This window comes from Bradyrhizobium sp. RD5-C2, assembly GCF_019972155.1.
In the GTDB taxonomy this organism is placed as follows: Bacteria; Pseudomonadota; Alphaproteobacteria; order Rhizobiales; family Xanthobacteraceae; genus Bradyrhizobium.
Genome location: NZ_BOVL01000015.1, coordinates 1 through 10,832 on the forward strand (window position 1 = coordinate 1; position 10,832 = coordinate 10,832).

General features: G+C 58.5%; 11 protein-coding genes. 7 read left to right on the forward strand and 4 right to left on the reverse strand.

Annotated elements, in window-relative coordinates; translation table 11 throughout:
• Positions 1-34: 34 nt before the first annotated feature.
• Positions 35-499 carry a DJ-1/PfpI family protein gene (locus BraRD5C2_RS18915; RefSeq protein WP_223970361.1) on the reverse strand — a complete coding sequence of 155 codons (465 nt, stop codon included), beginning with the start codon at positions 497-499 and terminating at the stop codon, positions 35-37.
• 192 nt (positions 500-691) lie between these two features.
• Between BraRD5C2_RS18915 and BraRD5C2_RS18920 the strand changes: the two genes are divergently transcribed.
• Positions 692-994: a plasmid stabilization protein gene (locus tag BraRD5C2_RS18920; RefSeq protein ID WP_223970363.1), complete on the forward strand. Its 303-nt coding sequence runs from the start codon at positions 692-694 to the stop codon at positions 992-994.
• Between the two features lie 326 nt (positions 995-1,320).
• Here the strand turns inward: BraRD5C2_RS18920 and BraRD5C2_RS18925 are convergent, their stop codons facing one another.
• Positions 1,321-3,855: an excinuclease ABC subunit UvrA gene (locus BraRD5C2_RS18925; RefSeq protein ID WP_223970364.1), complete on the reverse strand. Its 2,535-nt coding sequence runs from the start codon at positions 3,853-3,855 to the stop codon at positions 1,321-1,323.
• A 275-nt stretch (positions 3,856-4,130) separates the two neighbouring features.
• Between BraRD5C2_RS18925 and BraRD5C2_RS18930 the strand changes: the two genes are divergently transcribed.
• Complete coding sequence (locus tag BraRD5C2_RS18930) at positions 4,131-4,283, forward strand: hypothetical protein (RefSeq protein ID WP_223970365.1); 153 nt, start codon at positions 4,131-4,133, stop codon at positions 4,281-4,283.
• Between the two features lie 316 nt (positions 4,284-4,599).
• Positions 4,600-5,142 carry a hypothetical protein gene (locus tag BraRD5C2_RS18935; RefSeq protein ID WP_223970366.1) on the forward strand — a complete coding sequence of 181 codons (543 nt, stop codon included), beginning with the start codon at positions 4,600-4,602 and terminating at the stop codon, positions 5,140-5,142.
• 31 nt (positions 5,143-5,173) lie between these two features.
• On the opposite strand, the gene BraRD5C2_RS18940 is transcribed toward BraRD5C2_RS18935, so the two are convergent.
• Positions 5,174-5,341, reverse strand: a complete 168-nt coding sequence (locus BraRD5C2_RS18940) for a cold-shock protein (RefSeq protein ID WP_223970367.1) — start codon at positions 5,339-5,341, stop codon at positions 5,174-5,176.
• A 262-nt stretch (positions 5,342-5,603) separates the two neighbouring features.
• On the opposite strand from BraRD5C2_RS18940, the gene BraRD5C2_RS18945 reads away from it, so the two are divergent.
• From BraRD5C2_RS18945 to BraRD5C2_RS18960, 4 genes are all read left to right on the forward strand, one after another.
• On the forward strand, positions 5,604-5,807 hold the full coding sequence (locus BraRD5C2_RS18945; RefSeq protein WP_223970368.1) for a CsbD family protein: 204 nt from the start codon (positions 5,604-5,606) through the stop codon (positions 5,805-5,807).
• 67 nt (positions 5,808-5,874) lie between these two features.
• A complete protein-coding gene (locus BraRD5C2_RS18950) occupies positions 5,875-6,051 on the forward strand; it encodes a DUF2934 domain-containing protein (protein WP_223970369.1) in 177 nt (58 codons plus the stop codon).
• Positions 6,052-6,414: 363 nt separating this feature from the next.
• On the forward strand, positions 6,415-7,281 hold the full coding sequence (locus BraRD5C2_RS18955) for a D-alanyl-D-alanine carboxypeptidase family protein (protein ID WP_308444436.1): 867 nt from the start codon (positions 6,415-6,417) through the stop codon (positions 7,279-7,281).
• A gap of 1,879 nt (positions 7,282-9,160) precedes the next feature.
• Positions 9,161-9,340: a hypothetical protein gene (locus BraRD5C2_RS18960; RefSeq protein ID WP_223970370.1), complete on the forward strand. Its 180-nt coding sequence runs from the start codon at positions 9,161-9,163 to the stop codon at positions 9,338-9,340.
• A 979-nt stretch (positions 9,341-10,319) separates the two neighbouring features.
• Here BraRD5C2_RS18960 and BraRD5C2_RS18965 read toward each other — a convergent pair.
• Entirely contained in the window at positions 10,320-10,514 is a 195-nt protein-coding gene (locus BraRD5C2_RS18965) for a hypothetical protein (RefSeq protein ID WP_223970372.1), read from the reverse strand.
• Between the last annotated feature and the right edge of the window lie 318 nt (positions 10,515-10,832).

The window sequence follows — 10,832 nt, forward strand, 5'->3', positions numbered from 1 at the left end:
CCGCGTCGTCGGCTATTTTTTGGCTCTTCATCGGTCAGGCCGCGCTGCGCTGGGAGTGACGGCCTTCCTTGACCTCTTCGATGACCTTGGCGCTGAAGGCTTCCAAGTCTCCTGGATTTCGCGACGTGATCACTCCCTGATCGACCACGACTTCCGAATCCTCCCACTTGGCGCCGGCGGCGACGACCTTCTTCGCATCGAAGATGTCCTTGATGAACTTCAGTGCCTTGGGCTCGACCCGCAGCAGGTCCGGATTGATCTGGCCGCCCGGCAGGACGACCGCGTCGTAGTCGTCGACCGCCACTTCGTCGAGTGTCTTGTCGACCTTCACGGATCGGCCCCAATCCTTCTTGTCCCACCCCTTTATCTCGCCGGCTGCGAGCGAAACAACGTGGACGGTCGCGCCAACTTTCGTCAGGCGATCCCGCGGCACCTTGAGCTCGGCCTGCTCGAAGCCGTTGGCGGCCAAAATTGCGATCTTTTTTCCGTTCAAATCCATGGTCGAATCCTTATCATGGCGTTTTGCCTACTATGCGGACCGCGCTGGGTCTGTTCCTGCCCGGCCGAAGTCTGCAGCGCCTGCCTGGGATCACCACGGCTCTGGCGCCTCCGGAAAGAAAGGCCGATCGCGCCGATGTGGAACATCGCTCCGGATTTCGGATTTATCGTACTTCACGTAGAGGAGGGTTCCATGCCCCGCGGCGATAAATCGAGTTACACCGGCAAGCAAAAGAGGATGGCTCGGCATATTGAGGAAGGCTACGAGCAGCGCGGATTGACGGAAAGCGAAGCGGAGCGGCGCGCCTGGGCTACCGTGAACAAGACAACCCACGGCGGCAAGAAGAGCGGCTCGGGCAGAGGCAAGGCCGAAGATCATTCCCCGGAGCGGAAGGGTGGCCGCCTCGGCGGGAAAGCGGCCGCCAGCAGGCCGGCGGCGGCGCGTTCGGCATCGGCGAAGAAGGCCGCACGGACTCGCAAGAGGCGCGCCGCCTGAACGGCAACGTGGATCCCGCGCTACTCCGACGTTTAGGCGGTACGGCCCGGATCCACGTTCTTAGGTTTTTTCGCGCGGCGCGTCATGTTGGCGGGATCAAGCTTACGCGCACTCCGCGCGACCCGAGTTCCTCGCGCTGAATGTCGTCTTCGGAAATTTCGGGCTCACAGCCATTGATTCGGACGGGCACGCGATCCTTCCATCGTTTAAAATCTTTGGCGCGACCCGTCTTGCATTTTAAGCGGCCAAAGGCGGATCACGGTCGGCAAGCCGGAATGGAAGAACAGATCCGCCCAGAAGAACGGGGACCAGGCGCTGCCAAACGATCAAGCAGACGCGGATAGACGGGCCGCAAGATAACGAGCCGTGCGGCTTCGCGGTTCGCTCGATACCTGTGCTGGCGTTCCCGCAGCCACGATGCGGCCGCCCTCATCGCCCGCGCCGGGACCGATATCGATGATCCAATCGCTCGCAGCCGCCACGGTCATGTCGTGCTCGACTACGACGGCCGTGTTCCCGGCTTCGACGAGACCGTGTAGTTGCTTCATCAGTTTCGCTACGTCCGATGGATGCAGACCGGTCGTGGGCTCGTCCAGCACGTAGAGAGCATGCCCGCGCTGAGCTCTTTGCAGCTCCGTGGCGAGCTTGACGCGCTGGGCCTCGCCTCCGGACAGTTCGGTAGCCGACTGCCCCAATCGGATGTATCCGAGACCGACCTCCCGAAGTACACCCAGTGATCGACGCAGCGGTTGGTCGTCTGCAAAAAAATCGAACGCATCGTCTACGGTCATTGCAAGTACGTCGGCAATGGACCGATCCCGGATCCTGATCTCGAGCGTCTTGGCGTTGTAGCGCGCGCCTTTACAGGTGGGACAGGGCGCGTACACGCTCGGAAGGAACAGCAGCTCGACGGACACGAACCCCTCACCCTCGCAAGTTTCGCAACGTCCCTTGGCAACATTAAAGGAAAACCTGCCGGCATCGTACCGCCGAGCGCGCGCCTGCTTGGTTGCGGCGAAAAGCTTGCGGACGTGGTCAAGTAAGCCGGTGTAGGTCGCCAAGTTCGATCGTGGCGTCCGACCGATCGGCTTCTGGTCCACGACGACCAAACGCTTGATGACGTCGAGCCCTTCCACGATTTCGCCGCCCAGGGTCTTGACCGGCGCCTCCAGCGCATCATCATCGTCCGCATTTTCAACTCGTTGCCCCAGTTCGTCCCCGACAGCATCGACGAGAAACTGGCTGATCAGGCTCGACTTGCCCGAGCCTGAAATCCCCGTGATGCTCGTGAATACGCCTAACGGAATCTCGGCATCCAGTCGCTTGAGGTTGTTGCGCGTGACGCCTCGGAGCTTGAGCCAGCCTTGAGCGGTTCGAGGATTCTTTTCGGCTTGGTCGTTCGTGTCGAACAGGAATGGTCGTGTTCGGGACGCCCCCACGTCCGCGAGGGCGGCCAACGGACCGCTGTACATGATATGCCCTCCATGGGTGCCGGCGTCGGGACCAACGTCGACGATCCAATCGGCGTGCCGCACCACGTCCAGTTGGTGCTCGACGACGAACAGCGAGTTGCCTGAAGACTTCAGGCGGTCCAGGGCGCGTAGTAGCGCCTCCGTGTCCGCCGGATGGAGCCCGGCCGAAGGCTCGTCAAGGACGTAGACGACGCCGAACAAGTTAGAGCGCACCTGGGTCGCCAGCCGGAGCCGTTGGAGCTCTCCTGGCGACAGCGTCGGCGTACTGCGATCGGGCGTCAGATAACCGAGACCGAGGTCGAGCAGCACATCGAGGCGAGCGGACATGTCTTCGGTGATGCGCTGCACGACGAGCGCCTTTTCGGGACGATCGGCGGATACTTTCTTCTGGCTCAGATGACGATCGATCAAGGATCGAAGCTGCTTCAGCGGCAAACGCGAGATGTCCGCGATGTCCATTCCGGCGAAAGTGACCGAAAGCGGCTCGGGCTTGAGACGCTTTCCCTTGCAGACCGGACAGTCGGAGCTCGAAAGAAATTGAGCGACCCTACGCTTCATCATAGCACTTTGCGTGGTCGCATACGTCTGAAGAACGTATCTGCGCGCGCCGGTGAAGGTGCCCTGATAGCTGGGTTCCTCTTTCCGCTTTAGCGCCCGCCTGGTCTCGGCCGGAGTGTACCCCGCGTAAACCGGAACCGTCGGCTGCTGTTCAGTGAACAGGATCCAGTCCCTGTCCCTCTTGGAAAGCTCCCGCCAAGGTTTGTCCACGTCGTATCCAAGGGTCACCAGGATGTCCCTGAGGTTCTGACCCTGCCAAGCGCTCGGCCAGGCCGCTACCGCCCTCTCCCGGATGGTTAGCGTGTCGTCCGGCACCAGTGAACGTTCATCGACGGAATGGACGCGTCCGATGCCATGGCACGTCGGACAGGCGCCTTCCGGCGTGTTCGGAGAGAACGATTCGGCGTAAAGCAGAGGCTGATTTTTCGGGTAATCACCAGCGCGCGAATAAAGCATCCGCAACAGATTGGATAACGTGGTGACGCTTCCGACTGACGATCTGGTGGTTGGCGAGCCTCGTTGCTGCTGAAGGGCCACCGCAGGGGGCAGCCCGTCGATCGAATCCACTTCGGGAACAGCCATCTGGTGGAACAGCCGCCGGGCATAAGGCGAGACGGACTCGAGATAACGGCGCTGCGCCTCCGCATAGAGCGTTCCGAAGGCGAGCGACGACTTGCCGGATCCGGAGACTCCCGTAAACACGACCAGCGCGTTTCGGGGAATGACCAGCGACACGTCCTTAAGATTATGCTCGCGGGCACCTCGCACCCGGACGAAGCCGCTATCGACTTCGAATTCCGCATTGCTGGAGCCCTCCGCCCGTGCGTCCATCAAACTCCTTTCGCGAGCGTTGTGATCTCGCCTCAAATAGAACCTTACGACCTGACGCCAGTTCCGTCGGGAGGAGGCTGTCGAACGCATGCGAGGCGGACGAAGGTGATCGGGGACGGTTCCTCAATATAAGAGAGGCAGAAATGGAGGTGGTCGTCTTGCTGCCGACCCCGATAGCAGCGCGGCTCGCTCGAGCGACCCAATGCCCCCGCGATCGACGGGAACAAATCGCCTCTTCAAACGCTTGGCTCGACATAATCGAGTGAAAGATAGAAATGGCCAAGCTGCAAGACGAGAGAATTGTGGAGACCGCCGTGGAAGCACGCGGAGCCGAGCGTGGCCCGACGGTGCGCAACGTACTGGTCGTCAGCCTTTGCCTTGTGGTCGTAGCTTTTGCGGTGATTTACTTTATCTATTTCCGGCACTAACGGCGCCGTTCTCGCTTCAGATTCACGAGCTTATGGTGCAGGAAGACACGAGGCGCTGCGGCGTTAACTTCATATCGCAGCCTGGTCACGACGATGGTTCCCGCAACCCTCCGGACAGCGGAATAACAAGCGCCATCTCGGCATCTATTACTCCATCGACGTTTCCGGATCGATCGAGACGGACGACGAGATCCAGCAGCCGAGAATAATCGCCAGATCGCCGATACCCGGGCAAGTGGCGTGATCCGTTTGTCGGACCGGCCCTAGCCGCATTGGACTGGTTGTGCGCTGTGTTCCGAATTGTTACCGTGCCCGTATGGGCATTTTTAACAGAAACCAGGGAACTCTAGTTCCCATCCACGAAGACAACGCGCACACCAAGGATTGGCTGGTGTTGCTAGAGGCGGCCACCATCGTCGGTCATGAACGCGACAAGCTGCGGGTCGCCCTCACAACTCAGGACAGGAAGCTCGTTACGAAGCGTCGGCTCTTCCGTAAGCCGGAGCACTTCCTCGTTCTGGACGGGTACGATCCGCGGATACATGCGCTCTATTTCTGTCCGCAGCTATTTAAGAATGAGAACGGTAGCCTCGTCCCTTTGACCGGGCCCGAAATCGGGCAGCTGATGGCTCACGCCCTCGAGGGCGGAGCGATCGAGAAGGCGCCATGGTACGAGCCCGCCGACGGCGTTCCTCAGGATCCGGTGATCAAAACCGCTCCCGGAATGGAATTTGACAGCCTGGTCGTGGATGCCCCCAGCCCGAAAGGCAGCAAACCCGCCGCCCTTCGTGCGGTTGCGGCTCCTGAAGACCGTCAATTGACTTCGGCGACGGAGTGCACTTCGTCTAGTAAGATGTGATCATTCTGAAATTTTCGGCCGGAGTCTTCCCTCAGTTGGCGACCTGCTCGTAGCTCACCTTCGCCCCTTCGACGAGGTTACTGAAGCCGGCCTGCTCCACCGCGGAAATGTGGACGAACACGTCCTTGCCGCCGCCATCCGGCTGAATGAAGCCATAGCCCTTTATCGGATTAAACCACTTCACCGCACCCATCGCCACGCGTCGTCACTCTCCTCGCTAATCGATCGCAAAATCTAACTATGGACGATCGATTCCAGCGGCCCGAGAGGGGTAGAAATCAAACTGGAACACCAAACGTCAGGGCAGAGATCTGTTTAGCGTCAAACGCTCTTCGCGAAGTAGCCAGTGGACTGAACCAATCCTAATGTTCACTTTGTAACTTAGCGCACCCGTTGCACCGGTAGGAACGATCGAAACCGAGCTAAGTTACCAACTATCCCAATTTCGAAGGAGACCAACGATGGATTGGAATCGGGTCGAAGGTAATTGGAAGCAGATGAAGGGTAAGGTCAAGGAGCAGTGGGGCAAGCTGACCGATGACGATCTTGACGTCATAGCCGGCAAGCAGGATCAACTCGAGGGTCGATTGCAGGAGCGTTACGGTTACGCGAAAGATCAAGCGCAGAAGGAAGTGAACGACTGGTACGGTCGTCAGAAGTGGTAATCCTCAAAGGGCTCTGCGTAAGGCAGGGCCCTTCGCTTTTAGATCTAAGATTATTGCGGAGCATTTGATGTCGGGGCCAACCGAAGAAGAAATTCGCACGAGGGCCTATCAACTTTGGCAGGAGGCCGGCGCACCGGAAGGTCTGGCGGACACGTTCTGGCATCAAGCTGAGAACGAGTTGCTCAGGCAAGATTCCGACCTTGGTGAACCACCACCGGGTATGACGGACAATCTGCCAATTTAGCCTGGCCAAAGCCCCGCAATTGCCCTCGCCTTATTCTGAGGCGCACATCCCTGAAAGATTGGGCTCTTGCCCAAACTCGACAGTTTGGCAGAGTGAGCCGGTTGCCAAGCCGCCAGCAGGATGGCACGCTGTGGTCTTTGATGTAACCTATGCTAATTTTGATCACCTATGTCATCTGGCAAGCTGGTTAGTGGCGTTGGGCAAGGCTGGTACGGTTACATAGCTAGCTGGCTATGTGCGGCATTTTTGACGTTCCTGGCTTGCGGGGCAGCTATTCAGACGGCGAACGCAACATCCCTTACCGAGGGTCAGAGCCAGCAAGCGATCGCATCGGAGCTGGGGGGTCAGGCGGATGGCAGCGCAGTGCTCCCTACCAGCGACCACGCCTCACTCGATCCCATCCCAACCACATCGAGCGAGGCGCCATCCAATCCTCTAGTAACCAGTCCGTCCACGGCAGTTCCGGGCGGCATCGACACTGTCCTGGTTCTCGATGAATGCTTTGTTGTAGAGGCATGCATCGATCGCTTCCTTGAAGCACTCTACGTGCGAGCGCCCAAGATCGACTGGATTGTTGCGTACGAAAGGAAGAATGTAACGATCAAGCGGAAGGGCAAGCTAGTCACAATCACTCGCAACATTCCAAAGCGAGTTGAAAGTGATTTCGGGTGGAAGGATCCCAAAGCAGCAGAAAAAGCTGGCGTGCCTTTGATGGACTACGTAATCGGCGGAATGGATCGAGCGTTTAAGCTCAAGCTATTCTATATTCTCAATGCAGCAGAACAGGCCGGATTAGCGCCTGGGATCACGAGCGGATTCCGAGACGACTATCGCCAATCGATTGCAAGCGGACTGAAGGCTGAGGATGACAAGTCATATCACGGTGGTAGCTCGCGTGGCGGCTATAGTCATGGGCTCGCAGCAGATGTGATCAGCGTGAATGGTCGCACCAAGGAGGAGCGTGTCATCGAGAGCCAGAGACTATGGAAATGGATCGACGAGCACGGAAAGCAGTTCGGAGTGGGCCGACCATATCTGAGCATGGACCCACCGCATCTCGCACCGATCGATGGTCAGGAATACGCATCCCACCGTACAGGATCCAAACACGCTAAGCTTAGCGGCAAGCGGCACACACGAGTTGCAGCATCTTCGACCGTGACCGGGGCGCGGGCAAAGTCGAAGAAAGTATCGAAACGCGCGATGACTAGGATCGGCTCGCGCGCCTAGCTGGCTCAGGCGTTCACCCAATGGGAAGACGTGAGGAGCATCGAGTCCGATCGTTTCGGTGAGCTCTTAGCAGCCGAGGTTGGTGAGGGCTGGCGGCGTCGATCAGGCTAAACTCGCGCTGCGAATAGCGCCTCGCTTCAGGCGCGACGCCCTTCGCGAGGTGCCGTGAGATCAGGTACCAGTGGCGGTTGTAAGCGGATAGCGACCTGACCTGCATTGCCACCTGCTCCCGCCGAAAAGCGATGGCGAATGTTTAGTTCGGCTCGTTGAGGTGCTCGGTCGGCCGGATCTCGTTATTGCCGTCAGTCGTCGGACGCAGCGAGCTCACGGCGCAGTCTCGGCTTAGCTCCGCTAGCAAATAAGCAATCAGATCGGCGCACGCTCCCGACGGGACGGGACCGGTTTGGGGACGTCTTACGGTCACCATTTGGGAGGAGCCGGCGCCCTGCCCCATAGCTTGCCGGCTCCTCTTTCTTAATCTTGTGTGGGTCGGGCAACGGTCAATTGCCCTCGCATTTGCTAAGCTACAGCCCACCGGGAATTCAGGGCCCAGCGCTGGAAAATCATGATGCCGCCGGGACAACGTGTTTTGAGCCCGGCGGCGTACTTTTTCGCAATCGCCTCGTCAGGTCTGATCGCGCACCGGGGAGATCGCCATTCATCCGCAAGTGTCTGCAGCATATCCACAGTGGTTGAAGAGGATGTGAAATGGCGCGGCCCAATGACTTGCTGCGCACAATTACGCTGGCAAGAAACCGCCGGCCTGAATCGGCGGGCGCTCCCAGAATTGTGGCAAAAAGCACATTGAAGGCCGTCCGCCCTGGATGGGCGGCAGCCCGGGGGTCGCACCATTCGATTAGGAAGCTTGTCAAATGAGGTAACCCGGGAGGGGTCCATTTCCCGCTCCCGCTTTTCGGTACAGTGAACAGCGATCACGTCCAGAACGAGAGTTGAATATGGCTCTCCGGATCGATGATTGCAGAGGCCCTGACGCGCTAGCCCCCGTTGGGGCCTTTGCCATTTATGCAGCGCTGCCAAACGCACAAACGCCGCCCGCTTAAAATACACGCGGAGCGGCGTTAGCTCTAGCCCCAGGAAGGATGTGCAAAATCCTGATGGGCGTAAGTCTGCACGAAAACGCACAAAAGTTTAATACCTCCAAAGAGGTAAGTTTGGCGCGCGTCGGCAACGCAGCGCGACCACTCGCAGCGGGAAACTAGGGTCACTGTTGCAGGCAGGCTATAGCGGGAGCATCTGGGAGGGCGCAGCATCGAAGCTGCCGACCTCCAAGAGATAAAATCGGCGGTTCAAGTGAAGGCCTCAGCACCCGGCCCCTAGGCCCCAGAGTGAACGACTTGCAGGAGCTGCAAGAAATGGCGGCAAGGCTAGAAGCGACCGCTCGCAAGCTTCCGCAGGGGAAAGGTTGCGACGATCTACTTCGAGATATCGCGAATTTTCGTGCGCAGCTCATCGCTCGGTTTCCAAGCAAACGCGTCATGGCGACGAAGTAGACAGATATGATCAAGACCGCGATGGGATGGCTAGATTTGCCGCACTGGCTCATCATCGTAGGAGTCGCGCTAGTATTGATCGGCCTAATTGGCCCTGCAATCAGCCGCAAGCGTCGGACCAATATCCAAGACCAACCAGCCACCGAGCGAAGTCCCGAGCCGCGTCCCCAATTGTCACCGCTCCCGGATCTTCTTGATTCCCAGCGACGACCGAAGCGGCGTAGAACGCCAGCAGAGCCGCCGGGCGATTGAGGTCGGAAAATGCAGTCGCGACAACAAAAATAGTTCTGCCCGATAACGATGTTTAGCAAGAACTAATCCAAATAGTAGCGTGGTCGGTCCCTTAGTAAGCGTTCAAGGGAACCGCTATGATTGCTTTTTTGGCCAAGCTGGAACGATTTGAGGATCTCGCTACGGAGTGCGACTTGATCGCTGGCCGGCAGGCGGATGGAAGCAAGCGGGAGCTCTACTTGCGCCTGGGGGCGCACTACCGCCAGCTGGCCTGCGACATGCGCAGTGTCATTGCGACCGTCGATGCCGCCGCATGATGGCGTTTAGTTCCACGCCTGGACCAATCCTTCGTGGACCAAGGCGGTGACGGCCGCGGTTGCTACCTGACGATCTCAGTGACTTGAGAACGTCGGCCAGCCAGAGTGAACCGGAAGTCCCAGGTTCGGTCGCGATCGACGACTTTTGGCCCGAAGTGGACATCTATGATTGGGCAACTTTGACCTTAGGCCATTAACTCAACCAGAAAGCTTTTTCTGTCATCACGTCGGGGCTTTCCCGAACCTCGCTCATGGAGCGGGCTCGAGCATTCGAGGCGATTGTTGTCCACAGTGGGGATCGCGCCACACCGCGAGGGCGGGAATCGCCGTAACGTTCGTGCGTGTTTGTCCCACTTGAACCGATTTGCCGGTTCAGATGCATTTCTGTGGGCGGCTGACGCTGAGCGAGCATTTTGCAAGGCGATTGTAACGCATCGCGACTTCAAGAGCAGCTGACACTTCCAAAACCAATGGCGCGGCCGGCGTGGATCTATTTCGAGCTGAGAAGATCGCTACTGTCCAGGACCGATCACATCATGACTGCCGCTTTTGCGGAGCTACGCTAACAATCATGGAATCTGAGAGCGGAATTGTCATTCATACGTTTGAATGCGAGCAGTGTGGAGACCGTACTTGGACCGAGTAGAGATCTAGGGATCGCTTAGCGCAACTAGCACAGCACTTTCGAGATGAAAAACATCGCCTCAGGTCCACAACGATTAGACTGCGAGTTCGCCCCGCGGCGACCGCCACGCTACTTCCAAGTCCGAACTGTCGAGCCACTATATGCGTTCGACGACGTCGATTATTGAGCTGGTTTTCGGCTCTTCAATCCCGGCATCAACATCGCCCGACCGCTGGCACTCACACGGCATCCCTGCGCCGCACTGACACCCTCTGACCTCATCCGTCCAGGCGAGATGAGGATGGTTTTCACACACCCAGCCGAGGCCGTCGCAAATCGGACAGTTCGGATTGATCACTTCGGCCGGCGCCTGCGGGACGGCTTCGACCCTCTGAGGAATTTGATTGCCTCGACCGCGATCGTGTTGTCATCGCCCGCCTGTCCCTCGACGAATTTCATAACTCGCTGCCTGACTTCTTCCTCTTCGTTCGGTGCCAGCGTGACCATCATGCCGTAGGTACGAACAACCCGCTCAACCACAGTCTCCATTCAAATCCTCCCTAGAAAATCCCACAACGCCGCGCAGGAACTTTTTGTTCCTTCGGCTGGTTATGGGGGAAACGAGAAAAGACCATGGACCTCACCAGATGCCAGCGCTGCGGCAAACCGCTCAAGGCCGTCATGTCACTCGATCAGCGGACCGACTTACGTTGTATTTCCTGCGATGGACTGGACCCAAAGGCTGATACCCCGATGTGGGTTGAAAGCCCCAAGCTACTTCCGGGACAGCCCCTTGAACGAGCTGGCTCGAAGTAGACCTTCGGACGTGATGTCGCGGTACTCGACGTCGGCAAAGAACTTGGGTTC